Genomic DNA, 24,811 nt, shown 5'->3' on the forward strand with positions numbered 1-24,811 from the left:
CACAGTTATGTTTCCTGGCTCACCGTAATTTGCCAGGAAAACACGGAAAGGCGCATGGCTGTTTCACCTCCCCAACAAAGCAGGAACCCAGGGAAAGTGGCGAATCATACTGGAATATTCTCGCCGGGACGGCTGCTGTACTGCCTGGCTTTTATGGCGTGCCAGCCATTGGCCGCTCAGGAACCTTTTCCCGCCGAACTGCGGCCCGCTGAGGGCACTTACCGGGTAGTGGTCAATGGCATTCCTGTGGGTCTAAGCGCCTCTATTCGCCTGGAAAAAGCCGAGCCCGGGTATCGGCTGCATTTCACCGCCCGCAACCGGCTGTTCAGCCACGAAGAAAGCGCCCATTTCGACTGGCATAACTGCGAAGCCACCCCCTATCACTATCAACATGCCAGCACAGGCTTCGGGATGCAGCGAGGCGGCGAAATCCGCTTCGACTGGGACGCGGAACAAGCACTGGGCAGCAAGGCCACCTATGCACTGGCAGCGAACACCCTGGATGCACTCAGCGTAGCCATGGTTGCACGCTGCCATATGGCAAACGGCGATACCGCATTCAGTTACGCCGTTGCCGAGCCTGATGGGATGACCGACTACCACTATCAATCACTGGGCACGGAAGCACTGGAAACGCCTGCAGGGACCTGGCAGGCAACGGGGCTTGAGCGGGATTATGCAGAACGCGGCCGCCATTCCGAATTCTGGGCCGCCCGCGAACTGGATTACTTCATGGTGCGCATGGACCACCGGGAAAACCCGTTCATTCGCGGCCGCATCGAACTGACCGACTTCCGCTATCTGGATACACCCGAGAGCAGCACCGAACGCCAGGACGGCAACACCGTTACCAGCCGCTGAACCGCATCACCGACAACAGCGGCCTGTTCTTCCTCCAGCTGCCACCGGTAATTGTCCTGATTATGACGGGCCCGGGCGGTCAGTCCGTCACGATTCTCTCCCCGGTCGAACTGCTGGCATGTCTCTGCAAATTGATGGATTGCCGCTACATCCACTTTCGGAGCAATATCCGCCGGCAGGCTATCCAGCAAGGCGCTGATACGAATGGCCGCCTCACTCAGTTCGACTTGCTTCTGATCAACCGCACGGCAGAGCACCTCAAGGCTATCGAGTATCTGCGTGTACTTCGCGGCACTGCGGCCCTCCTCCGCCAGTATCAGGGCTTTGCGGTGGCGCGCCATCCAGACTTTCCAAACCAGCAAACCGAGCACGGCGCCAATCAACAGTCCGATAACGATTGCCAGTACTACCTGCCCGGCCATGGCCATATCGAATTCTCCCGGAAGACGTGATCGAACCCTCCAGGGGCACACGCCTTCATCGATTATTTATCTTGGCGCCAAGTCGGCAGTTACCACTGCTGATGCTCAACACGGAAATGACAAATTTGCTTCATGAATAACGCATCATATCCACGTAACCATGATTGAAAATTGCCTGTCATCGCGCCATTGTACGTTCCACTGAGCGTACGTTCACACTATTCTCCGGAGGCCGATTGAACGCTGACCTGCCCGGGTGGCTCGCGCCACTGGCCCAACAACTGGAACCCTGGTTGCCAGCCCTGACCATCACCGGGGTAATCATGGCCGTGGCCTCACTGGTGGCCTTGCCCTGGTTCCTCGTGCGAATACCGGAAAACTATTTTACCCAGTCCTATTCGCCGCACCAAAACCGGGGAATGGTTGCCTGGCTGGTGTGGCTGTTGCGCAATCTGGTCGCAACGGTATTACTGGTCGCCGGCATCCTCATGCTTATCCTTCCCGGCCAGGGCCTGCTGACCGTTTTAATCGCTATCATGACCAGCACTTTTCCGGGGAAGTACCGTTTGGAACGCGCTATTATGCGCCGCCCCGGGGTCTTCCGGGCCGCAAACTGGATCAGGGCCCGATACCATCGCCGCCCACTGGAACACCCGGACGCATTCAAGGAGTCCCCCCATGGCCATTACCCCCATGGTTAATAGCGCCGCCATTCGCTGGCACGGCGATCGCCTGCAGTTACTGGATCAACGCCACCTGCCAACGGAAACCCTGTGGCTGGATATTCTCGACAGCCAGCAAGCGGCAGACGCCATTCGCGATATGGTCGTGCGTGGCGCCCCGGCCATCGGAATCACCGCCGCCTACGGGCTGGCGCTGGAAGCCCAACGGCTCGGCGAGAGCGCTACCCTCGCCTCGCTACAGAATGCCATTGCCTGCCTGGCAGCCAGCCGCCCGACAGCCGTCAACCTGTTCTGGGCACTGGAACGATTGCAACGTGTGGCCGGCGATCTTCAGGGCAACGCCTTGTGCCAGGCGTTAACGGACGACGCAGAGAGCATTCACCGCGAAGACCTGGCCGCTAACCAGGCCATGGGCGAATTTGGGGCCGACCTGCTCCCTGATGGCGCCACCGTTTACACCCACTGCAACACCGGCGCCCTGGCCACCGGCGGGCATGGCACCGCCTTGGGCATCATTCGTAGCGCCTGGGCCCGTCAGCAGCTCTCCGGCGTCTATGCCGGCGAAACCCGACCCTGGTTGCAAGGCAGCCGCCTGACCAGCTGGGAACTGCTCAATGACGGCATTCCCGTGACGCTGGTTGCCGATAGCTGCGCAGGCCAACTTATGCAACAAGGAAAAGTGCAGGCGGTTATCGTCGGTGCCGACCGGATCACCGCCAACGGTGATACCGCCAACAAGATCGGCACCTATAACCTGGCCGTACTGGCGCAGCACCACCAGATTCCTTTCATCGTTGCTGCCCCCGTTTCCACACTGGACCCTGCCCTGCCCGATGGTAGCCACATTATGATTGAACAGCGCGATGGCAACGAAGTGCGCGCCATTCAAGGCAAACCGGTGGCCCCGGATAACTGCCCGGTGTACAACCCCGCTTTCGATGTCACCCCCGCTGCGCTGATCACCGCCATCGTCACCGAACAGGGTGTTATCCATCACCCGAATACGGAAAAGCTCAAGGCCCACCTAAGCCAGGCAAAGGATCGCCGCCATGACTGATCGCCCCTATTCCACCAGCGCATTCCGTGACGCCGCCCGCGCCCTGGCCGCCACCGGGCAACGCATTTATGCCAATGGCTGGTCCCCGGCCACTAGCAGTAATTACTCCCAGCGCCTGAATGCGGACTTTGCTGCGGTGACGCAATCCGGCAAGGACAAGGGCCTGCTCCGTGAAACCGACATCATGGTCGTAGACATGGAGGGTCAGCCGGCTTCCGCCGGTAAACCCTCGGCCGAAACCCTGTTGCATACCCAGCTTTACCGTTTTGATGCCAACATTCAGGCGGTGCTGCATACCCACAGCCACGCCACCACGGTGCTGACCATGCACTGGCCCGCCAACAGCATTACGCTGGAAGGCTATGAGCTGCTCAAGGCCCTGGAAGGCATTACTACCCATGACAGCCGGCTGACCATTCCCGTCTTTGAGAACACCCAGGATATCGCCGCCCTTGCCGCCCAGGTGGACAAGGAAATGCGCGCCGGTCATATCAGCCATGCCTATCTGATTCGAGGTCATGGCCTGTACACCTGGGCGCAGGACCTGCCGGCCTGCTACCGTCAACTGGAAGCACTGGAAACCCTGCTGGCCATTGAGCTGGAGTGCCGTCGCCTGCGAGGATGCTGACGCACCCGGCAAGACGACAAGACAGAACGCGCAAAGAGAGAACTGATAAAGAGGTGTCGCCATGCACAGCGAACTGAAAGTCTTTTCCGACCAGGCACCCGACGTGCTGGAACAACATCACACCGACAAGGCGGCCATGGCGCGGGTGCTGGCCAGTGCCGGGGTACGCTACGAACAATGGCAAGCCAACCAGCCGTTATCCGAAAGCCCCCAGCAGGATGAAGTGATTCAAGCGTATCAGGCAGACATCGACCGACTAATCGCCGATGAAGGCTACCAGACGGTGGATGTGGTCAGCATGGTTCCGGACCACCCCGACAAAGCCGCCTTCCGGCAAAAGTTTCTGGAAGAACACCGGCACAGCGAAGATGAAGTGCGCTTTTTCGTGGAAGGCCAGGGGCTGTTCACCTTGCATATCAATGGCAAGGTCTACGAAGTGCTGTGCACCAAAGGTGACCTAATCAGCGTCCCCGCCAATACGCCGCACTGGTTCGATATGGGCCCCGCCCCCCGTTTTGTGGCCATTCGCCTGTTCAATAACCCGGACGGCTGGGTGGCCAACTTTACTGGCAGCGACATTGCCCAGCGCTTCAACCGGCTGGGCTGACGTAACCACCGATATACAGCCAAATCCTAGCGTGCAGGCACGCTCACACAGCAGGGCTCGACATTCATGATCAACGCCATCATCACTGACATCGAAGGCACCACCAGTAGTATTGCGTTTGTGAAAGACGTGCTGTTTCCCTATGCCGCCAAGCAGTTCCCCGCCTTTCTCCAGGCCCACTGGGACGATCCATCGGTACAGGAACAAATTCAGGCCGCCGAAGTCGAGGCCGGCGAATCCCTGGGTAACCCGGAGCAAGCCAGTGCCCTGTTCCGCCAGTGGATTGAGCAAGACCGTAAAGCCACACCGCTAAAGGCCCTGCAAGGCATGATCTGGAAGGCGGGCTATGAAAATGGTGATTACACCGCCCACCTGTACCCGGACACCGCCCCGGCCCTGAAAAAGTGGCACGACAGCGGGCTGCCCTTGTATGTGTATTCCTCCGGCTCCATCGCCGCCCAAAAACTGTTCTTCGGGTACAGCGATGCCGGCGATCTCACCGGCTTGCTATCCGGCTATTTCGATACCACCACCGGGCCCAAACAGGCCGCAGACAGTTATCGGAAGATCCAGCAGGCCATTGGCCATCCTGCCAACACCTTGTTGTTTTTATCTGATATCGAAGCAGAGCTGGATGCCGCGGCTGAAGCAGGCTTTCACACCTGCCTGCTGGACCGTGAACAGGCCGGGCTGGAAAGCCGACACCCGGTGGTCAGTGATTTCAACCACATCAATTTCCCTGACTAGGGGTTACTACCGAGATGACGGTTGCTGGCAACGCCACACCACAAACTTGGCGTTGCTGGCCAATACCGTCACCGACCCGAATCGACGGGAAAGCACCTTGTGGTAGCCCAGATGGCGATTACCAATAACCCGTAATTCGCCGCCCGGCGCCAGGGCTCGTGCCGCCTGATTAAACAGCCGCCGGGCCACATGATCACCAACCACATGGCCGTCATGAAAAGGCGGATTCAACAGAATGCAGTCGAAATCATTCTCCAACCCCACCAGACCATCACCATGGTGAAAGCGGCACTGCCTATCGGGAAAGTAGCGCGACACATTGTCACGGGCGCTTTCCAGTGCCTGCCAGGATTCATCACAAAACGTCATCTCGACGCCGGGGCTGGCCTGTAATGCAGCCAGACCGATCACCCCATTGCCGCACCCCAGATCCACCACCCGTGAACCCGCCGGCAACGACTGCGGCAGATGATCCAGGAAAAATCGCGCACCAATATCCAGCTGCTGCTGGGCGAACACGCCAGCATGCACGGTTAATTGCCAGTCCCCTGCTTTCACCTTGCTGGGGTAGCCGGTGTCAGCCAGAACCTGCCCCGGGGTCTGTGCACTGAACAAACGGGCTTTCTTCCAGCCGTACTCGGCACGACCGTTACCCAGATAACGTTGCAGCAATGACACCAACTGCCGGGGCAAGTGCTTGTCCATGCCTGCCAACCACACGGGGACACCCTGCGGAAGATGTTGGCTCAGCCAGTGCAGCTGCCACTCCAGCAGCGCAACCGACTTGGGGACACGCATAATCACTTGATCTGGAGTCTGGCCCGGCGCGTCAAAAGGCCACAGAAACCGGACTCCCTGCAGGCTGTTATCCTCGCCATTGGCCAGGGTGGCAGCCTGAGCCATAAAGGAATCACCACTGCTTTCCACCGCTGCGCTACCCGCCGTGGCCGCTTGCTGTAACGCCAATGCCAGTGCGCCCTGCTGATCATTCAGCACCAGGGTTTTAGCGCCGGCCTTTGCGGCTTCATCCGCTTGCGATACAGGCAGGCCGCGTTCTGCCAACGTATTGAGCAGGTACCGATCCGCATTATCCCAGGCCTGTAAGGTCTCATTGCGCCGGCGCGGCCAGCGCTGCAATGCAAGCTGGCCCCAGGGGTGAAGGAAAGCTGTCATTCGGGTCCTTTCATCGAGAAATACATGGGTGAAATACCTGCGGGCACGCATTTTGCCCGCTGATTGCAGGATTGGCCAGAAACTGCGCAACCACGCGTCCCCGCCGCATTTAGGTATGGCATTTTCTGAATTGGCTGCTAGAATGCGCAGCCATCGGAGTATAGCTCAGCTTGGTAGAGTACTACGTTCGGGACGTAGGGGTCGCAGGTTCGAATCCTGCTACTCCGACCAAAAAAGGCCCTATAAACAAGGGCTTACGAAGAGGCCGCGAAAGCGGCCTTTTCTGTTTCTGTCTCTAGGGTCCAAATAGGGTCCAACGTGCAACAAATCCCCCTGAATCATCCCAACCAGACACACTGCCCAAAGGGTCAGTGTTTACCACCTACAACCACAACCCCCTAAGGGATTTAATCATCTGCGTGCGCCGCGCGGTCAGCGCCCCCGTATGACCCAGATCCGGGGAAGGACCCAAACTGTGTTTACCCCCTCACTGGGGCCTATAGGTATAACCCCCTAGCAACCCATCCATCTGCATGCGCCGTGAGATCAGCGCCACCGTATGCCAGCTCAGAAACAGCCAGACAGATCCGCCAGCAACCACCTCAAGATTGAGGGCGTTAACCAGGTACTAACGAAGCCCAGCCCGACCACCCCAGTGGTGAATCTCTTTTCAATTCCTCAGGCGCAAGAAAAGCATTGAGGGGGCGGTGTCCGCTGACGGGCCTTGGGACTTTCACACTACCCCCTACCCGTACAGAATCCGTGTGAGGCCAATACCACTGGTCTCAGTGGTCTCACCGGTCTCAGTAGAAGAACAGGGCAATAAAATCAGTTGGTTAGCATGGAACAGGCTGAGACCACTAGCACAGATGCCACTGGTCTCACTGGTCTCAGGGGGTGTTGCTGAATGATTACAGAGAGGGATGGAACTAATTTGGCGCGCACCTTACTGATTTCCAGATGGGGTACGGGGAAACGTATAAAGCGCCTAACTGAAGCTTGGTCAGGTAGGTGAATGGGTCAGGTCATGGAACTGAATACCCGCCGCGCGGATCACCGCCGTCATGGTTTTCAGCGTCGGATTCCCCTTTGGCGACAGCGCACGATAGAGGCTCTCACGGGATACCTTCGCCCGTTCTGCCACCACAGCCATACCACCTTGCGCCTCCACTACATGACGGAGGGCCAGCAGAAAAGCCGACTCACCACCCAGTTCATCCAGTTCATCAAAGGCGGTCCGCAGGTAGTCCACCGCCATGGAGGGATCTTCCCGCAGCATCTCAATCACCGCATCATCATGCTGTTTCATGGTTTCCTCTCCTGATAATCCGCCAGTAAAGCCTTGGCTTGATCAATGTCTGCCTGCTGGCCTTTCTTGCTGCCACCGGTTAACAGCATCACCAACCGATTGCCAACCTGAGCGTAGTAAACTCGATAGCCAGGGCCGTAATTGATACGAAGCTCCATCACACCCCCACCAACAGACTTGCAATCGCCGGGGTTTCCCAGTGCCAAACGGTTGAGCCGGGTCAGCACCCTCATCGCAGCCTGCCGGTCCTTGCGCTTCAAGGCATTCAGCCAGGACTGGAAAGGGTCGTGACCGTCACTGGTCAGATAATGAGTAACTTCCATCATACCGGGCATTGTAGCTTATATGCTACACAATAAGCCACGGGCAACCACACAGAGCCACAACAAAGAACCATGAATACACTCTTCCTATTATTGGCCGAATTTGAGACAGGCATAATTCCTCTGGATGATATTGCGGCTAAATACCTTGGTCTAAGCCCAGCCCAAGCTCGCCGCCGCGCAGCAAGCCAGGCTCTGCCCTTCCCTGTACATAAAGCCATAAGCAGCCAGAAAGCCCCGTGGCTGGTAAGTGCCCATGATTTTGCCAAGCACTTGGACCAGCAACGAGAGGCAGCCAGAAGCGAATGGAACGCCTTGAACCGCTAGGCCGCCTGTTTGGCCTGGGCATCAGGATATAGAGCGGCAGCCTTGATGATGTAGCAGCGGGTTTGCTTCATGCCCATGCCCGGTAAACGCGCCCTGCCCTGCAAACGCTCACCATCGCACTCAAGCGCCCCAAGATCCGCCAGCACCCTAGCCACTCGCTTGGGGTCATGCCCCTTTGCAAAGGATTCCTTAAACGCGCCCGGGAAAACATAGAACAAGCTCTCCGTAGACTTGCCATCCAACTGGCTGTTTTGCTCAAGGGTCCGCCGAAAGCCCCACCGCTCCATGGTACGGGGCGCATGATCATCAATACGGGAGTCCTCGCTATCCCACCGGGTAAACCGGCTCTCCCCGTAAACCTCCAGCAGGTAGCGCACGGCATCAATGATTTCCCGCTCTTCATGGCTACCTTCACCACCACGGCGATGGAGCCAGGCAACAAAGCAGCTCACCGCCGCGCCGAGCGCCTCTCCCGGCTCCCAGCTAGTCACGCCCCACTCTGTGGCTAATTCACCCGCAGCAGCCACCAGAGAGAACTTGTCCGCAGCCCTTCGGGCCTGTCCGCTTGCCTTATCCGTCAGGCAATCAGCCATGAAACGCAGCCGGATAGTCCTGATTCGCTCAGCAACAGACGCAAAGCGCGAGGGCTCTAGCAGGGCCTGCAGGAATGCAGGGAAGGCGGTACCGTGTAACTCAGCCACGGTGCTATTAAGATGATCAGAAAGCGCAGCACCGCCGTTATAGTTGTGGTCCGTCTGGTAGATCCCCAACCGTTTGCGGTCCTGTTCATTCTCATGGAGGCATGCCGGCACAGTGAGCAACCGCATCTCCATCCCCGCTTGGGGCTTTTTCCCGGCGTCGGTCATATGGTCCAGCAAGGTGCGTTCACCTGAGGAGAGAAACACCACTCGCCAACGGTGCTGAATATCACGGGCACCGCCCCGGTCATTGGCCCGGGCCTTACCTTGCCCATTGCCCAGCATGTAGACCGTCTCGCCAATAATGCGCGGGTCACACTGGCCGATTTCATCCAGAATCAGCAGGCAATCAGAGTGAGCCGCCGCCGTGGCCTCAAGGGCATTGTCTGTTGCTCGCCAGGTGCGCGGATACTCTGCCGGACCGCCATAGACCGACGCCGCAACCTTGAGCAAAGTGCTCTTGCCCAATGACGAATCCCCCACAAAGTGAAAGCCGCAGGTTTCCGCCCCGATCAGATCCAGCAGGGGCGCAGCAAAGGCCGCACTAATGGCGAACATAACCAGGTCATTCCCCTTGGCCATGCTGGCCACCTTCTCTTGCCAGTCCGCCAGCTCCCCCTTCTCAGCCATACGACACACAGAGGGCGCATCAGAGTAGTAATGCAATGGCTCAGCCGGTGTACCAAGCACCCTGTCAGGGAGCATGAAGGCATTGCCGTGCCACCCCATCTTGTTAACCAGAGTTACCCGGGAAGACACATCAGAGCCCATCAGGTACTCAATAAGCGGCCTTCTCACATATCGGTCTGACTCGATCTTGAGCCCCATGCTCAACAACTTCTTAACGACTTCGGTACCGCCATCAGAGCCAAACAGCTCATAGGGGATATTCCATTCTCGGTCCACGCCGTCTCGATCCTTGAAGCGGACCAGAGCCCCCCATTCCCTGCCGGCATCAGTACGGGACTGGGCAACCACCTCTAGCCAGTCACAGAGCCGTTTCCAGAGAGACACCTTGGGGTTAGCATCAAACCACCACACCCCGCTCTGATCGACACGATAACGGGCACCCTCTTCCTTGCTCTTGCTGTTGCCCGGTTTCTTTCTGCCGTTGGTGCTGGCGGACTGGGGCTTACCCGTTGGTTTCAGGCTGTCAGCCGTTGTTTTCTTCACAAGCGCCCCTCCAATTCCAGCAAGTACCTATCGTTGTAATCGGTGCCAGGTAGCCCATCAGGGAAGTCCGGCACCATCCATTCACCGCCTACCGCTTTCGCGGCCTCGATAGCGGCACTCTTGCCGGGGTTTCCATCAGTGAACCGGTCATTGTCGCCGGCAATGATCAGCAGTCTGTCCACATGGCGCTTGCGTAGTGACTCGGCCACGGGCCGCAGGTTGCCGCAATTCATCGCACAGGCCACAGCAGCGCCCGTGAGGGCATGAATCGTTGCCCCGGTGGCCCAGCCCTCGCACACATACAACGGGCCATCAGCGCCCCCCAGTGCGCTATAGCAGCCGGTAATACGTCCGCCAGCAACAAACCGCTTTTTCCCGTCTGGATAAATGCGCTGCAGATTCACCAGCGATTCACCATCAACCAGGGGAATCAGTAACGCGCCGTCATGCTTGTCCTGCCGCAGGCCATAGGGCTCAACTTGCTTTGCCTGCAGGTAAGCATGGCAAGGGTCCGCAGGGTTGGCCCAGTGCCACCAGGTCTTTACCTTCATGGCAACCAGAGCCTGCCTCTCTTCACGCTCTTTTCGGGCCTGAACCTGTTGCTGGCGGACCCTCTCAGCCATGGCGGCACGTTCTTCAGCTGACAGCGTGGAACGGTCCACAGAGCACCACGATTCCTGTACGCCGGTTTTCCAGTTGCCATAGGAGCCGGACGGCACACCATCGAGAAAAAGCACATACCAGCCGCTCTGGTGGCCTCTCTTGTCCTGTTCTGTGCGGAACCGGTGCAACTGGCCGTCAGCATGTAGCTCACCCGGTATTGGGCCATTCAGGGACTCGACTGCCACCCGAAAGGCGGCAACCACATCGGAGTAATTCGGAAGGGGTGTCACGGTCCACCCTCCCCGGCTAATCGCCGCCTATGGTCAGCATCAACAGCCAACTCCCCAAGCAGCATGGTCAGCCGGCCAAGATCCGCCAGCAACCAACCCGCTTTTGCCAAGGTGCCGGGGTCCACTTCCTCAGGTGAGGCAGACGCAGCGACCAGCAGTTCACCGATAGCAGAAACACCCAGCTGCAGATTACCCAATGACATATCCGCCGCATCGCAGATCCGCCCCAGTGATTCCTTGTCAGTGGGCGGGGCCTTATCCAAAGCCACCAACAGATCCACCCAACCGGGCACAACGTAAGGGGCCGTCATACGCCACCCCCTAGCTCTGCCTGAGCCTGTTGCGCCAGGTACACATCATGGCCAGTAATACGCAGCTCTGTAGGGTCATTAGGCAACGCCTTGCCGCTGTATAGGCAGGCAACACGATCAACCAGGGCACGTATCGGGCTGGCCGCTTGCGGTGCTACAGGCTCACTTTCCCCCTTGGGGGCATCAAGAAGCCGTGACACCTCAGACTCAATGGATTCAAAGTCACACAGCGCATCCTCTGCCACATCAAAAGCCAAGCGGACAACCACCGCATCAGGCTTGTCACTCACCAGCTCAGAGCACAAGGCCTGTATTTGGCTGCAAACCTCAATCAGCAGATCAACACTGTTCTTGTGCTCACCTACCTCCTCAGCAATAGCGGGGCCGCAGACATTGTTTTGAGTGCGGCATAGCTCAACCAGGTCCGCCAGCTTCAGGGCATCCCTCTGGAAAATCTGGCACCACTGGCCAGCCTGGCTGAAGGCACAACGCATCAACGCCACCCGGTGAGGGTCAGTAGGCTCACGCCCTTTTTCACGCATCCACAGGGTGCGACACAGAGCCTCAAGCTCTTCCAGCTTCTCAACCCCAAGGGTCACGGTGTCATAGTGGTGGCTGACTACATCAAAGCGGTTCATGCCACACCCCCTTGTACAGTGGGTACCTGTACAGGGCATTGTGAGGCGACGGCTTCAGCACGGGAGGCATGGGCCTGCAGGCTGCGAGCCTTTTCCATGTGGTGGTTATAGCGGCGCAGGCGGTTGCTCAGACTGGTATCGCTACGCAGTGCGGCCAAGGCCATGGCACGGTGCGCACGGGCACGAAGCGCAGACGGAATACGGGTAGGTTTCATGGGTATTGCTCCTTTGTGTTTGGAGCCGTCCCCGGTTGCGGCCAAGCAACGAATGGGGGCGACTGTACGCGGGTTGGCCGACCGGTCACAAAGGGAACCGGCACACCCGAAGGTGTCCCACGCACAGCCACCATAACGCTGAGTAGCAGACACAAAAAAAGCGCCTGCTAGACGGTGGGCGCTTGTGCGCCTTTGTGAATTCGACCGGCCAAGGTCGGCCACGGATTTTGCCGCAGCAAAGAAACTGTATCGCGGCCAGGGCAGCAAGGCAACGGCTCTTGCGCTTATCCGATCCGCCAGAACCCTGCATTCATTGCGTGAAAGCATGGAGACAACTCCTCTCCCCCTGCCCCTGCAGGGGCTATACAGCCCGCGCCATGGACAGAGGGACGTTTCTCGGATTAAGCAGCCAGAGGGGTCTCTGGTGCTGGCGGTGGTGGTGCGGACGGGTCCCGGTAGCCCCACTGGCTCAGCAGAGCCAGCACCTTCTCTGCATTGCGCTGGTCTCTCTCGAAGTCAATGGAGTAGCGCACTAGGCGAGAGCCCTTGCCGCGGTAGGCCGCTACGGTGATGGGCTCCCCGTCGATCCTTACCCCGTAGTGATTGCGCAGAGTGGATACCGTTGAATTCAAGGCGGTGTCATGCAGGCGCATAGCCTCGAAGCGGTGCAAGCCGTCACGGGTCGCCAACGCATGCAGAATCCGGGCGATTTTCTCCGGGTCCTCCGGTGGGATCAGCCTGCTGAAGTAATCACGATCAATCATGGCAGCGATCCCCCAGCTCAAGCCGAAATTTACCCATAAGCCGAAGCTTACGGCTTCGAAGATCCTCTTCTTCCTCACTGCCTGCTGTTACGAATGATGCCTCACGGTAAACCAGTGAGCCTGGTACAAAGCTCTCTATTTGCTCCCATTCCTTTGGCGCGGCCTGAACCTTGGCCAGGGCTTCAGTTTCACTATCGGCATACACATAGCGGGAGACCGCAAACACGCCGGCCACATCGAGCCGATACAGCTTGCTACCCGTCTTGCTGTGGTTGCTGGCGGACATTACTTGCCCCCCTGTGCGGCCTGAGCCGTATTGGACACCGGGTCAAACTGACTCAGCCAGGCATCCAGTTCCGCCAGGGGGTAGAAGACACGCCGCCCCAGCTTGAGATACTTTGGAGCGGGAACGCCACCCAGCTCACCAGTAGCACGGCTCTTGCGAAGAGTGGCCTGGGCAAAGCCAAGGTAATGGGATGCCTGAGCCTCGCTCAGGCGCTGGGGAAGGCCGTCACGGCCAATAGCATTAGCGGTTAGTAGCGTCATCGGTATTTCCTCATGCATCCGTCTTGGTCACGAGGAATTAGCGCATTAACACCTACTGATTTCGCGGGGGTGTGATTTTCAATTTAAACGCAGAAATACCCCCAATTTCGCGCTGAGCATCACTAAGCCCGGTCCCTCTCGGTTCATAAAACCAGTTGCCTTTTCGGCCTAGCATCCCAAGCGGTCGTCGCATTGTAGGCCACGGGTACCAGATAACTTTGTCCGTGAAGTCCCGCAACCTATCCTTGACACGATCAGCATTCCAACCACCTTCATCGCTCAAACAGTCGTTGATGATAAGTGAGACCAACCCCCTACAGGGCCGTCCATCACTCGGCATTGTCATACCGTAGGTAACAACTGTTCCGACGGGCTCTTCAGTAAAGTTAGCGGTATTCGCAAGCCTTGCCGTGTACACCCTGAATCGTAACTCAAGATCATAAGCCAGCAGGGTCTCAACGCTAGGAGGCAAGGCTGTATTTCCGCCGGCCACAAACTCGACGCAACCGAATGGTTTTCGCTTAAAGTTCACCTGAGAAGTATGCTCTTCCCCATCCTTTGCATAGCGCCAAAGCTCATCAAGAGCACTCACAAAGAAAGATGGCGCAACATGCAGAGCATAGTCAGGATGCAAATTCTCAGCTATTGGAGTACCGGCGATATCTAAGTTTTTGAGCGCACGACCTAAAGCAGGGGAGCCGTTCTCAAGCGACGGAGCCAAGTAGTCTAATACCTTCTCAACCGCCTCTCTGTAACCTGTCCAGTATTCCCCCCGATCTTGGCCTGGGAAGATTAAATCATCGACCGGTTCCTGTAGCTGTGCCGACCAAACGGAATAGGCCACATCAACAATCAAGCTCTGCGCCAGACTAAACGGCCAGCCCTTAACCAGTTTCTCCAAACCGGCACGGACCTCCCTAGGCAGGCCATGGACCGCATACCAATGAGCAAACTCCCCGTGATAATACTCAGGAGAGAAGTATTCGTTACAGGGCTCTTCAGGAAGGACAAACAAGTCTTTACTCATGCGCAAATTCTAGCCAATCCCTACAGAGAAACACACAGCACTAATCCTGTGACCAGTTGAGACCAGTGCTATTTCTTCATGTGGTCACACACGAATCCACGCTAACCCTATGACTTAACTGCCATTCGCATCAGCTGAGACCGGTGAGACCGGTGAGACCGCTGAAAAATCCGGGTCTGAGGATTCAGCAACCGGGGTGCTGGCGGACGCAAAGGCATCAACCACGTCCCTTGCCCGGTTGGGTTGCAGGTGAGCATAGTGCTGAATTGTGGTCTGGATATCGGTATGCCCCATCAGCTTGGAGACCGTCAGCAAGTCCACGCCATCCATCACCAAGCGGGAAGCAAAGTTGTGGCGAAGGGAGTTCAGCGCCAGCGCATCAGGCAAGCCCCCCGCTTTCTTGATTGCCGCCCACGGTTTGCGCATTGCCGACTTGTCCAGCCGGCCTCCGGTACGCTCTGACGGGAATACATAGCCCTCCCCAGGCTTGCCGCATTGCTTCCACCAGTCCGCCAGCACCTTGGCCAGGGCAGATGAAATAGGGAACAAGGTTGGCTGTTGGTTGTGGTGGGCAGTTTTCTCTATCACCTTGCGGATAGTCTTGAATCGCAGGTTCACATGCTCCCAGCGCAGCCCGAACAGATCCCCCGGGCGAAAGCCGGTATAGAACATGGCCAGCACCCAAGGGGCCACATGGTCCGCATAGGGCACGGCATCCAGATCCGCCAGGTAAGCGCGGCCATGGGCGCGACTGTTGCGCCGTTGCTCTCGCTTCTTCTTCTGGTACCCCTCAAGCCCTTTGAACAGCAAAGACAACTCTTCATCGAGCAGGTACCGGCGCGCCGTTCCCGCAGAAGCCAGCTCTTGCTCAGTGAGTGCGGGTTTCTGCAGCTTCACGCCGGCCAAGGGGTTGGCATCAATCAGGCCATCACTGGCCGCATGGTTGAGCATGGCGCGAAGCGCGTCCCATGCTCTGCTTATGGTGGGATACTGCAGGCCGTCAGCCTCTTTATCAGCCTGCCATGCCAGCAGCTCTGATTTCTTCAGGCTCTGCATTGGCCGGGACAGCCACTGGCCGAAGTGGCCCTTAATCATCCGCTTTGTCTGGTCCCCGGACTTACGGCGAGCCAGGTAGGCACCATAGGGACCCTCAAGGTATGCGCCAAGGGTCTGGGCCTGTTGCCGGCGAGCATCCAGCTTTGCAGCCTCCCGCATGGCGCTGGGGTCTCGCCCCGCAGCTACCTCACCCAACCGGGCTCTTGCTTCCTGCCTCGCTTGCTCAGCCGTCACCGCACCATAGCGCCCAACAGTGAACGCTCTACGCTGGCCAGCATCATTACGGTACCGGACTCGAAAAGACGCACCACGGCTACCGGCTCGAAGGTGGAAGCCTGGCAAATCCGTATCGTGTAACTCGGCTCCCGGCTTGGGGTCATCAGCAAGGAATTTGGCCGCGCTTCTGGCAGTGATTTTTTGCTGCATTTTGGGCGACTCCGTTTCTAGGGTCCAAATAGGGTCCAACAAAACGCCCTATCTAGCAACTACCGGAAACGGAGAGAAACACGGAAAACCAACACAACACACTGTTTTAGCTTGTATTTATTGTGGGTTATTGTTGCTGGCGGATTCTGTAGATTTTCCCCTTCTACACGTTCGGGACGTAGGGGTCGCAGGTTCGAATCCTGCTACTCCGACCAGATAAGCCCCTGAAATAAGGGGGCAGTAAAAAGGCCGCGAAAGCGGCCTTTTTCGTTTCTGGCCCATTCAGGGCATTGCAAGGCGAAACCGGTAAAACCCCATCCTGCCCTGCTCATTAATCCGGCATGTCACCCTTCAGCCAAACGTGGATTCAACGTATAGCTCACCGTCAGACTGGCCTGATCCAGTGCATGCGACTTGATCTGTTCAGCCAGCGCTGCACCGCTCAGATCCTTGCCGTCCGGCAGGGTTTCCACATCCAGTGCATAGACCGTAAAGATATAGCGGTGCACGGTGCTGTCATTCCACGGCGGACAAGGGCCGTCGTAACCGAAGTACTGGCCTTCCATGTCTGCGTCACCCGCAAACCAGCCCGTGTAGTCATTAAGCCCATGGCGCTGCCCGTCCGGTGCCGCCGGGCCGCGTTTGCCTTTCGGGGTGACGCTGTCGCAATGGCTGCCTTCGCGAATTTCACTCTGGTCCGCAGGAATGTTGAACAACGTCCAGTGATAAAAATCGACCCGCGGCAGGCTGGCCGGCACTTCCCGGTCTTCCTGGTTCACATCATCGGCCGCACTGGGCGCGTCCGGGTCCAGGCACACCACCGCAAAGGAGCGCGTCCCTTCCGGGGCTCCCTTCCAGGCCAGATGCGGGTTGATGTTGCTCGACAGGGATACATGGGTATCCGGGTCGATCACCGCAAAGGCAAATTTTTCCGGAATCGGGGCCTGGTCGGTGAGGCTGTTGCTAAGTAACTGCATCGGTAAGCTCTCCTTGTTGCACTGCATGCATACTCTATCAGGCATGCGGGTAATAACGGGGAATTCAAGTTACTGGATGCCGAACGCATAGCACCCCAGGCCATTAACCGGCTAATCACCCGCCATCAGGGGAAACTGCGCCAGCGGCTCATAGCTCGGAAACGGCTCGCCCAACTCACTGCGGTACAACATCAACGTATTGACGGGTAACACCCAGTCTCCAATGGCCTTGAAAGGCGTCTGCGTCGGCCCCGGTTTGGCCAGCGTAATATGGGGACGAAACGGCCGCTCCTCCGGCGAGAAACCGTAGCCCTGAAGACACAACCAAAGGTCATGGTGTAGCTGCTTGAGCGCCGGGCACGCGGCACCGGTCAGCGCCATAAAAGGGCCCTGTTCCCGGGGAAAAGGCTCACAACGGTTGAGTAACTGCTGAAACGGTGGATTCTCGCCAGCGAGCGCTGTCAGCGGGCCATGCAGCTGGCTCAACGCCGATTGGGTCTGCTCCCCCAGAAACGCCAGTGTCAGGTGCAGGTTGGCTATGGGGGTCGCACGGCCCATGCTGTGGGACAATGTCACACACTGGTCTGCCAATGCGTCAGTGACCGGAATCCCGATAAAACAGCGCATGTGTCCTCTTGACCTCCCAGTCGATGGCATGGCGTCCCGACAGGGACAGCGGTAGAATGCCGCCCCGGCTGGCCGGAACCCTGAACGTATTCGGATTAGAGCCTCGCAGCTCAGGCTATCAGCTCGGCCACGATGCGAACATGACAACAGACACGCTCTGCGTGCCGAACAGTCTGACCGTTTTCTCTTCAGCCCCTTCACACCTTCACCCGCGGACGCCGCCCAATGAAAGATCAACCACTAAAGGGTGCCTTGCTGCTGATACTCGGGGAAGGCCTGCTGGCGGTAATGGCTGCCATGATCAAGCACCTGTCTGATCACCTCGACACCGAGGTCATCGTGTTTGCCCGTAACCTTTTCGGACTGATGTTCCTGCTACCGATTATCGCCACTCGCGGCGGCTTTGGGCAGCTGCGAACCCGCTTTGTGCATCTGCACCTGATCCGAGCTTTTACCGGCGTCAGTGCCATGTTTTGTTTCTTTTACGCCATTGGGCATATTGCCTTGGCAGAGGCGGTACTGGTCAAAATGACGGTGCCGTTTTTCCTGCCCATCATCGCCTGGCTATGGCTCAGTGAACGGATTGGATTACATACCTGGCTGGCCATCATCGCCGGCTTTATCGGCGTTGCCATCATTATGCGCGCCGGCCAGGGTCACATTGACCCGGTGATGTGGGTAGCCCTGGCCGGCGCGGCCATCATGAGCATTGCCAAAGTCAGCATCCGACGCATGGCGGTTTCCGAGCCCGCCCAGCGGGTAGTGTTCTACTTTGCGCTCTTTGCCACACTGTTTTCGTCTCTGCCTTTACTATGGGCCACCACCCTGCCTGCGGGTACCGATTACCTCTGGCTTCTCGCCATCGGCCTGGTGGCCACCGGCGGACAGTACGCCATGACCACCGCCTACCAGATTGCCCGGCCCGGCCAGGTCGGTGTCTACAATTACTCCTCCGTGATCTGGGCTGCGTTGCTTGGCTGGATGTTCTGGGGGGAAACCCTGGTGCTGACCACCATCATCGGCACCCTGTTGATCGTGGCCGCAGGAATCTGGAATCTCAAGTCCCGTTAGGAAACCCGCTCAGATTCGAAAAATGGCCCATTCAGAAGGCTATTTTCGCTGCATATCCCCTATGCTTGGCCCAGCTTGGGCAAGGCAGTCTCCTTTTCGCTTCCCCACACAGGGGAAACGAAAAGAGCCTTGAAGGTGACGCCATACAACGGAGAGTTCGGCATGAAACCGAAGCACCTGTTTCTTTTTATTCTGTGTACTTTCTTTTTGAATGGCTGCGAAGACGCAGCACGCTGGGCCTATGATAATGGCCTGAGCATGGAGAAAAGCCGCGCCGGCCTGGAAGACCGGACCCTGACAACGGCGGACGGCATCGAGTGGCACCTGCTTGTCAGTGAACAAAATAGTGAAAACATCTCCGACAAGGAAACCGTACTACTGATTCATGGGTTCAGCGCCGATTCCAGTAACTGGATTCGCTTTGCCAACGAACTGGAAGGTGACTTCTTTTTTGTCATCCCGGACCTGCCAGGCCATGGCGAAACCACCCGCACACTCAATCTGGATTACACCATGGCAGCCCAGGCCTCCCGCCTGCTAACGCTGATGGATGCTCTCGACATCCAGCAATTCCATGTGGCGGGCAACTCCATGGGTGGCGCCATTTCCCTGGCCATTGCGCAACAGGCCCCGGAGCGTGTGCTTTCCATGGGCCTGGTGGACTCGGCCGGGCTGACTCGCCAGACCAGGGAATTCAAAAATGTTCTCGCCAAAAGCGAAAGCAACCCGCTGATTCCACACAAGGCGGAACAATTCCAGACCACCCTGAAGTGGGCCATGGAAGAACCGCCTTACATGCCCGGATTCTTTATCGACATCATGGGGCAAAAGAAAGCGGAGAACGCCGATGTGGCTGAAAAAATATGGCAAGATCTGATGGACGACCCAGGCATGGTGCTCGAAGACAAAAACGTGCTGCCCGCTATTCAAACACCAACCCTGGTGCTATGGGGTCGCGAAGATCGCTTGCTTGGAGTCGATAATGTAGACGCCTTTCTCGAGGAATTACCGCAATCCCGAGCGGTGATTCTTGATGGCATTGGCCATGTTCCCATGGCAGAAGCGCCCGGTAAAAGCGCCGATGCCTTCCGTGCCTTCTGGCGCGAAGCGCGCCCCTGAAACGCGCCTGAAACCCAAGACTGATCAAGCTCCGCCGACTCGTTGCTCCGGCGGAGTCCAGTCAAACGGGACCTGATAGCTCATCAGAAAGCCTCCCAGCGTTATCAGCACCCGGGAAATGCCGATATAGGAATCGGGAATGCTGATGCGCTCTTCCCGAAAGCGGCTCATCAATTCGCCCATGGCAGCTATTGGCCCCTGTTCACTGAGGCGATCGGTCAGCACATACAATGCCAACTCCTTCAGGGTTTCCGGGCTGCCACCCTTGAACCCGGCCTGAACAAAAAGCTCACCGATATCCACCGGCCCCTCAAAGCCCATCAATCCATATAGCAGGCGGGAGTAACGCCGCACCTCATCCGCCGTGAGCACACCAATAGCGCCGTAATCCAGAATCACCACCTGTCCGTTATCATTCACCAGAAAGTTACCCGGGTGCGGGTCCGCCTGGTAAACGCCAAAGCGTGTGACCTGCTGAAGATAGCTGGTCAGCAACACTCCCAGCAGGTCCTGGGCTTTTTCCGGGTGAGTATCCAGGTAATTGCGCAGTCGCTGCCCGCCTTCCCAGCTGGTCACCAGCACCGATTCACCGCATAAACCCTCGATGATATCCGGGATGCGAATGCGCTTGTGATGGGGCTGGCGGGAAAAACGCGAGGTATTCGCGGCTTCGTTACGGAAATCCAGCTCCATGGCCGTCATGGTCAGTAGCTGCTCAATGGCCTGCTGCAGATCAAACTCACGGAAGGTGGGCGCCACCAGCGCCGCCACTGCCTGGAAAACTTTGGCATCCTGCTCAAAGACTTTCTTCACACCAGGCAAACGCACCTTGACGGCGACCTCCCGGCCATCCTGTAGCTGTGCCTGGTGTACCTGGGCGATGGACGCCACCGCCACCGGCGTTTCATTGAACCAGGCAAACCGCTCACGCCAGTCCCTGCCCCAGGAACGTCGCAAGGCTTTCTCGATCAATGGAAAAGGCACAGGCTGGGCATCATTCTGCAATTGCTGAAACGCTTCAATGTATTCCAGCGGCAGCACATCAGGACGGCAGCTGAAAAACTGGGCAGCCTTGACCCAGAAAGCCCCATTGCGACGGCACAACGCGACCAGAATCTCCGCGCCGCGACGATGACAGGCAACACGGTCCCCACTACGTAGCCCGGACGCATATACCGCCCCAATTCTGGTCACCGCAGCAACAGCACGAATGTACCGCGATCGCCCTGCAGCCAGCCCACCCAGGCCCACGATGCTTTTCCTGATCATTCTGTTTTTGTCACTTGTATTGCCATTCCTGCATTATGCCTGTGATTTCATACTTGAATCACAGGGGGCTTGACCGTACTGTTCCCAAACTTTGCCGCTGGTGAGCGATTATGTCAGGAACAGTTATACGTGCTGGAGAACCCCATACCATTCGCACTCGCGGCATTACCCTGCTGCGTTCCGGCCACAAGGAAGTACGGCGACTGAAACGGGCCAACCACACGCCATCAATTCACGGCAACAAGGTGTGGAATTCCAGTTACCTGATCATGGACCATCTGACCAAAAGGAAGCTGTCTGCGGATCAGCACCTGATGGATATCGGTTGCGGGTGGGGGCCACTGTCAATTTTCACGGCAAAACGCTTTGGCTGCCGGGTAACCGCAGTGGATGCCGACCCGGATGTGTACCCCTACCTGGATTTGCATGCCAGCATCAACAAGGTGGACGTGACGCCGCTGCAAGCCCGTTTCGAGAAGCTAACACAAGCCAGACTGGCGGATGTGGATATCGTTGCAGGGGCGGACATCTGCTTCTGGGATGAACTGACGCCAGTGCTATATAACCTGATTCGTCGCAGCCTGCGTGCTGGCGTCAAACAGATCATCATTGCCGACCCGGGCCGTTCTCCGTTCTATGCACTGGCGGAAAAATGCGAAGCAGGCAAGCTGAACAGCCGCGTGGTCGAACGCCGTACCAAAACCCCGAAGGCCCTGTGCGCGGATCTGTTAATCATCGACAATTGAATTTTCCCGCCTCGCCACCATGTTCTTTCCACGGACCATGGAAGTGACAGGATTATGACCGACAACGATAGCGCCCATCAGCATAGCGACAAACGCCCCTCAGACAGTGCAGGGCAACAGTCCGGCAGCCTCACTGTACCGGAGCACACCCCGCCACAGCGCATTTACCTGATTCCGGTCAAACACCGCCCTTTTATGCCGGGGCTGGTGCAACCGGTCATGCTGGAAAAAGAACGCTGGCAACAAACCCTTGAGCGCGTCAGCCAGACCCCGCACCAGTCCCTGGGGCTGGTGTATGTGGGCGAAAAGAACCCGGACTCAGTGACCGCCGAGGATTTTCCCGAGTTCGGCTGCCTGGTAAAAGTCCATGCCCTCAACGAGGAAAACGACCAGTTTCAACTGGTAGCCCAGGGCACCGCACGCTTTCGCATCAACAGCTGGTTGAGTCGAAAACATCCGTTCATGGCGGATGTGAGCTACCCGGAACCCCGCGCCGAAGCCGATGAAACCATCCGAGCTTACGGGATGGCGATCATCAACACCATCAAGGAACTACTGCCGCTCAACCCGCTGTACAACGAAGGGTTGCGCCACTACCTGCAGAATTTTTCGCCAAGCGAGCCCTCGCCGCTTACCGATTTTGCCGCCGCCCTGACCAGTGCCAATGGAGTGGAGCTACAAACCATTCTGGAAACCGTGCCGCTCAAGCCGCGCATGGAAAAAGTCCTCACGCTGGTAAAAAAGGAGCTTGAGGTTGCCCGGCTGCAAAGCGAAATTTCCGATGAGGTTAACGAGAAGGTCAGCCAGCATCAGCGCGAATTCTTTCTCCGCGAACAACTGAAAATCATCCAGCGGGAACTGGGCCTGAGCAAGGACGATAAAACCGCCGAAGCGGACTCCTTTCGTGAACGCATGCAAGCCCTCGCCCCTCCCGAGCCGGTACAAAAACGCTTCGACGATGAATTACAGAAACTGTCCGTGCTGGAAACCGGCTCGCCAGAATACGGGGTGACCCGTAATTACCTCGACTGGCTGACCAGCGTGCCCTGGGGCCAGTACAGCGATGACAATCTGGACCTGGGCCATGCCCAAACAGTGCTCGGCGCACACCACAGCGGGCTGGATGATGTGAAAGACCGCATCATCGAGTTCCTCGCCGTGGGGGCCCTGCGGGGTGAAGTGAAGGGCTCCATCATTCTGCTGGTGGGTCCGCCCGGGGTGGGCAAAACCAGCATTGGCAAATCCATCGCCGATGCCCTGGATCGCCAGTTCTACCGCTTCAGTCTGGGCGGCATGCGTGACGAGGCGGAAATCAAGGGGCATCGGCGCACCTACATCGGCGCCATGCCCGGCAAACTGGTCCAGGCGCTGAAAGAAACCGGCACCAGCAACCCGGTGATCATGCTTGATGAAGTCGACAAGCTGGGCCAATCGTTTCAGGGCGACCCGGCTTCCGCGCTGCTGGAAGTACTCGACCCGGAGCAAAACCAGGATTTCCTGGATCACTATCTGGATGAACGCCTGGACCTGAGCCACGCCTTGTTCATCTGCACGGCCAACACCCTGGACAGCATTCCCGGCCCCCTGCTCGACCGCATGGAAGTGATCCGCCTGTCGGGTTATATCACCGAAGAAAAGGTCGCCATTGCCCGGCAACATCTGTGGCCCCGCTCCCTGGAACGGGCCGGCGTCAAACCCGGGCAGCTGCGCATCAGCGACAGCGCCCTGCGTCATGTGGTGGAAGGCTATGCTAGAGAAGCCGGGGTGCGGAACCTGGAAAAACAGCTCAACAAGATCATCCGCAAAGCCGCAGTAAAACTGTTGGCTGGCGAGAAGAAGCTCAGCATCTCCGGCAAGAACCTGACCGATTTCCTCGGCCAACCGTATTTCCAGACAGAGAAAACCCAACGCGGCGTGGGCGTGGTTACCGGACTTGCATGGACATCCATGGGCGGCGCCACCTTGTCCATTGAAGCCAATCAGGTACACAGCAAGCAACGGGGATTCAAGCTGACCGGGCAACTGGGCGACGTGATGAAAGAATCCGCCGAGATCGCCTACAGTTACGTGGCGAGTAATCTGGCGCAGTTTTCCCTGGATTCGGCGCAGCTCGATGAGGCCTTCCTGCACCTGCATGTACCTGAAGGGGCTACGCCCAAAGATGGGCCCAGTGCCGGCGTCACCATGGCCACCGCCCTGCTCTCGTTGCTGATGAAAAAACGGGTACCGCGCAAGGTTGCCATGACCGGGGAGCTGACCCTCACCGGTCAAATATTGGCGGTTGGCGGCATCCGCGAAAAAGTCATTGCGGCACGCCGCGTGGGGATCAAGGAAGTGATTCTTCCGGAAGCCTGTCGCCGGGATTTTGATGAACTGCCCGACTACCTGAAACAGGGACTCACCGTCCACTTTGCCGAGCAGTACAGCGATGTCTTCCACATCCTCTGGGGCTGACAATGCGTCCTACTACATTGTCCCCCTGTGCCACGAGCGCGTGGGAACGGTGTACCGGGATGCGCATATCCTGCTGATCAACAAACCCGCATACCTGTTAAGCGTTCCTGGCCGTGCGCCGGAGAACAAGGATTGCGCGGTCCGCCGCTTGCAGGCTCAGTATGCAGACATTCGCCTGGTACATCGTTTGGACCTGGATACCTCGGGGATCATGGTGTTTGCTCTCACCGCCCAGGCGCAAAGCAGACTGAGCCGGCTATTCCAGCTTCGCACGGTGCAAAAACGCTATCAGGCCGTTGTACATGGTCTTGTGGAGCACGACAGCGGCAGTATCGACCTGCCGTTGATTGCGGACTGGCCAAACCGCCCCTTGCAGAAGGTCTGCCACGAAACCGGTAAAAATGCCTTAACTCACTACCGGGTGCTGGAGCGGGACATTCCCGGCAACCGGACCCGCTTGCTGCTCAGCCCCGTCACTGGCCGCAGTCACCAGCTGCGCATTCATTGTCGCGAGCTTGGCCATCCGATCATCGGCTGCGACATGTATGCCCCCGCCAAAATCGAAGCCCTCAGCCCGCGCCTGCTGCTGCACGCCGAATGGCTCGCGTTCAACCACCCTGTCACAGGGCTGTGGCAGGAATTCACTTCCCCCTGCCCATTCTAG

The 24,811-nt window shown here is 57.9% G+C and carries 29 protein-coding genes and 1 tRNA gene; 13 read left to right on the top strand and 17 right to left on the bottom strand.

Annotation, left to right across the window (positions count from 1 at the left end):
- Positions 1-96: 96 nt before the first annotated feature.
- Positions 97-861 carry a DUF3108 domain-containing protein gene (locus COA55_RS12150; protein ID WP_290502388.1) on the top strand — a complete coding sequence of 255 codons (765 nt, stop codon included), beginning with the start codon at positions 97-99 and terminating at the stop codon, positions 859-861.
- Here COA55_RS12150 and COA55_RS12155 read toward each other — a convergent pair.
- A complete protein-coding gene (locus tag COA55_RS12155; RefSeq protein ID WP_290502389.1) occupies positions 798-1,289 on the bottom strand; it encodes a DUF2489 domain-containing protein in 492 nt (163 codons plus the stop codon). The two genes, COA55_RS12150 and COA55_RS12155, sit on opposite strands and share 64 nt — an antisense overlap.
- A 230-nt stretch (positions 1,290-1,519) precedes the next feature.
- Here COA55_RS12155 and COA55_RS12160 point away from each other — a divergent pair, with 230 nt between their 5' ends.
- From COA55_RS12160 to mtnC, 5 genes are all read left to right on the top strand, one after another.
- Complete coding sequence (locus COA55_RS12160) at positions 1,520-1,984, top strand: PGPGW domain-containing protein (protein ID WP_290502390.1); 465 nt, start codon at positions 1,520-1,522, stop codon at positions 1,982-1,984.
- Complete coding sequence (gene mtnA, locus COA55_RS12165) at positions 1,962-3,023, top strand: S-methyl-5-thioribose-1-phosphate isomerase (RefSeq protein ID WP_290502391.1); 1,062 nt, start codon at positions 1,962-1,964, stop codon at positions 3,021-3,023. The genes COA55_RS12160 and mtnA overlap by 23 nt, the downstream gene beginning before the upstream one ends.
- The gene (locus tag COA55_RS12170) at positions 3,016-3,651 is read left to right on the top strand and encodes a methylthioribulose 1-phosphate dehydratase (RefSeq protein WP_290502392.1); all 636 of its coding nucleotides are present in this window, start codon (positions 3,016-3,018) and stop codon (positions 3,649-3,651) included. The genes mtnA and COA55_RS12170 overlap by 8 nt, the downstream gene beginning before the upstream one ends.
- A 61-nt stretch (positions 3,652-3,712) precedes the next feature.
- A complete protein-coding gene (locus tag COA55_RS12175) occupies positions 3,713-4,258 on the top strand; it encodes a cupin domain-containing protein (protein WP_290502393.1) in 546 nt (181 codons plus the stop codon).
- 66 nt (positions 4,259-4,324) lie between these two features.
- Positions 4,325-5,005 (top strand): acireductone synthase, encoded by a 681-nt coding sequence (gene mtnC, locus COA55_RS12180; RefSeq protein WP_290502394.1) that lies wholly within the window; start codon positions 4,325-4,327, stop codon positions 5,003-5,005.
- Between the two features lie 6 nt (positions 5,006-5,011).
- Here the strand turns inward: mtnC and COA55_RS12185 are convergent, their stop codons facing one another.
- Complete coding sequence (locus tag COA55_RS12185; protein ID WP_290502395.1) at positions 5,012-6,178, bottom strand: class I SAM-dependent methyltransferase; 1,167 nt, start codon at positions 6,176-6,178, stop codon at positions 5,012-5,014.
- Positions 6,179-6,332: 154 nt separating this feature from the next.
- Between COA55_RS12185 and COA55_RS12190 the strand changes: the two genes are divergently transcribed.
- A tRNA-Pro gene (locus COA55_RS12190) sits at positions 6,333-6,409 on the top strand.
- 772 nt (positions 6,410-7,181) lie between these two features.
- Here the strand turns inward: COA55_RS12190 and COA55_RS12195 are convergent.
- On the bottom strand, positions 7,182-7,487 hold the full coding sequence (locus COA55_RS12195) for an addiction module antidote protein (RefSeq protein ID WP_290502396.1): 306 nt from the start codon (positions 7,485-7,487) through the stop codon (positions 7,182-7,184).
- Positions 7,484-7,813, bottom strand: a complete 330-nt coding sequence (locus COA55_RS12200; protein WP_290502397.1) for a type II toxin-antitoxin system RelE/ParE family toxin — start codon at positions 7,811-7,813, stop codon at positions 7,484-7,486. The genes COA55_RS12195 and COA55_RS12200 overlap by 4 nt, the downstream gene beginning before the upstream one ends.
- A 69-nt stretch (positions 7,814-7,882) precedes the next feature.
- Between COA55_RS12200 and COA55_RS16950 the strand changes: the two genes are divergently transcribed.
- Positions 7,883-8,137 (top strand): pyocin activator PrtN family protein, encoded by a 255-nt coding sequence (locus tag COA55_RS16950; RefSeq protein WP_363970487.1) that lies wholly within the window; start codon positions 7,883-7,885, stop codon positions 8,135-8,137.
- On the opposite strand, the gene COA55_RS12205 is transcribed toward COA55_RS16950, so the two are convergent.
- The 12 genes from COA55_RS12205 to thpR all read right to left on the bottom strand — a co-directional run bounded on the left by COA55_RS12205 (position 8,134) and on the right by thpR (position 17,488).
- Positions 8,134-10,008 (bottom strand): DUF927 domain-containing protein, encoded by a 1,875-nt coding sequence (locus COA55_RS12205; RefSeq protein WP_290502398.1) that lies wholly within the window; start codon positions 10,006-10,008, stop codon positions 8,134-8,136. The two genes, COA55_RS16950 and COA55_RS12205, sit on opposite strands and share 4 nt — an antisense overlap.
- Positions 10,005-10,901, bottom strand: coding sequence for a toprim domain-containing protein (locus COA55_RS12210; protein WP_290502399.1), 897 nt, complete (start codon positions 10,899-10,901; stop codon positions 10,005-10,007). Before COA55_RS12210 ends, COA55_RS12205 begins: the two co-directional genes overlap by 4 nt.
- The gene (locus COA55_RS12215) at positions 10,898-11,212 is read right to left on the bottom strand and encodes a hypothetical protein (protein ID WP_290502400.1); all 315 of its coding nucleotides are present in this window, start codon (positions 11,210-11,212) and stop codon (positions 10,898-10,900) included. The genes COA55_RS12210 and COA55_RS12215 overlap by 4 nt, the downstream gene beginning before the upstream one ends.
- On the bottom strand, positions 11,209-11,850 hold the full coding sequence (locus COA55_RS12220; protein ID WP_290502401.1) for a hypothetical protein: 642 nt from the start codon (positions 11,848-11,850) through the stop codon (positions 11,209-11,211). Before COA55_RS12220 ends, COA55_RS12215 begins: the two co-directional genes overlap by 4 nt.
- A complete protein-coding gene (locus COA55_RS12225; RefSeq protein WP_290502402.1) occupies positions 11,847-12,065 on the bottom strand; it encodes a hypothetical protein in 219 nt (72 codons plus the stop codon). The genes COA55_RS12220 and COA55_RS12225 overlap by 4 nt, the downstream gene beginning before the upstream one ends.
- A gap of 401 nt (positions 12,066-12,466) precedes the next feature.
- Complete coding sequence (locus COA55_RS12230) at positions 12,467-12,829, bottom strand: hypothetical protein (protein ID WP_290502403.1); 363 nt, start codon at positions 12,827-12,829, stop codon at positions 12,467-12,469.
- Positions 12,822-13,115 (bottom strand): hypothetical protein, encoded by a 294-nt coding sequence (locus tag COA55_RS12235; protein ID WP_290502404.1) that lies wholly within the window; start codon positions 13,113-13,115, stop codon positions 12,822-12,824. Before COA55_RS12235 ends, COA55_RS12230 begins: the two co-directional genes overlap by 8 nt.
- Positions 13,115-13,375 carry a helix-turn-helix domain-containing protein gene (locus tag COA55_RS12240; RefSeq protein WP_290502405.1) on the bottom strand — a complete coding sequence of 87 codons (261 nt, stop codon included), beginning with the start codon at positions 13,373-13,375 and terminating at the stop codon, positions 13,115-13,117. Before COA55_RS12240 ends, COA55_RS12235 begins: the two co-directional genes overlap by 1 nt.
- Positions 13,376-13,427: 52 nt before the next feature.
- A complete protein-coding gene (locus tag COA55_RS12245) occupies positions 13,428-14,402 on the bottom strand; it encodes a hypothetical protein (protein ID WP_290502406.1) in 975 nt (324 codons plus the stop codon).
- A gap of 114 nt (positions 14,403-14,516) precedes the next feature.
- The gene (locus tag COA55_RS12250) at positions 14,517-15,884 is read right to left on the bottom strand and encodes a site-specific integrase (protein ID WP_290502407.1); all 1,368 of its coding nucleotides are present in this window, start codon (positions 15,882-15,884) and stop codon (positions 14,517-14,519) included.
- Between the two features lie 344 nt (positions 15,885-16,228).
- Positions 16,229-16,861 (bottom strand): YbhB/YbcL family Raf kinase inhibitor-like protein, encoded by a 633-nt coding sequence (locus COA55_RS12255; protein ID WP_290502408.1) that lies wholly within the window; start codon positions 16,859-16,861, stop codon positions 16,229-16,231.
- 111 nt (positions 16,862-16,972) lie between these two features.
- Entirely contained in the window at positions 16,973-17,488 is a 516-nt protein-coding gene (gene thpR / locus COA55_RS12260; protein ID WP_290502409.1) for an RNA 2',3'-cyclic phosphodiesterase, read from the bottom strand.
- Positions 17,489-17,713: 225 nt separating this feature from the next.
- Here thpR and COA55_RS12265 point away from each other — a divergent pair, with 225 nt between their 5' ends.
- Both COA55_RS12265 and COA55_RS12270 read left to right on the top strand, forming a co-directional pair.
- The gene (locus COA55_RS12265) at positions 17,714-18,559 is read left to right on the top strand and encodes an EamA family transporter (RefSeq protein WP_290502410.1); all 846 of its coding nucleotides are present in this window, start codon (positions 17,714-17,716) and stop codon (positions 18,557-18,559) included.
- A 162-nt stretch (positions 18,560-18,721) separates the two neighbouring features.
- Positions 18,722-19,678: an alpha/beta fold hydrolase gene (locus COA55_RS12270; protein WP_290502411.1), complete on the top strand. Its 957-nt coding sequence runs from the start codon at positions 18,722-18,724 to the stop codon at positions 19,676-19,678.
- Positions 19,679-19,702: 24 nt separating this feature from the next.
- Here COA55_RS12270 and COA55_RS12275 read toward each other — a convergent pair whose 3' ends face one another.
- Entirely contained in the window at positions 19,703-20,947 is a 1,245-nt protein-coding gene (locus COA55_RS12275) for an AarF/UbiB family protein (RefSeq protein ID WP_290502412.1), read from the bottom strand.
- Positions 20,948-21,057: 110 nt separating this feature from the next.
- Here COA55_RS12275 and COA55_RS12280 point away from each other — a divergent pair, with 110 nt between their 5' ends.
- The 3 genes from COA55_RS12280 to COA55_RS12290 are packed head-to-tail and all read left to right on the top strand — an operon-like array spanning position 21,058 to position 24,811.
- Entirely contained in the window at positions 21,058-21,693 is a 636-nt protein-coding gene (locus COA55_RS12280) for a methyltransferase domain-containing protein (RefSeq protein ID WP_290502413.1), read from the top strand.
- 54 nt (positions 21,694-21,747) lie between these two features.
- A complete protein-coding gene (gene lon / locus COA55_RS12285) occupies positions 21,748-24,147 on the top strand; it encodes an endopeptidase La (RefSeq protein WP_290502414.1) in 2,400 nt (799 codons plus the stop codon).
- Entirely contained in the window at positions 24,122-24,811 is a 690-nt protein-coding gene (locus COA55_RS12290; RefSeq protein WP_290502415.1) for a pseudouridine synthase, read from the top strand. Before lon ends, COA55_RS12290 begins: the two co-directional genes overlap by 26 nt.

This window comes from Alcanivorax sp. (assembly GCF_002733835.1).
Taxonomy (GTDB): Bacteria; Pseudomonadota; Gammaproteobacteria; order Pseudomonadales; family Alcanivoracaceae; genus Alcanivorax.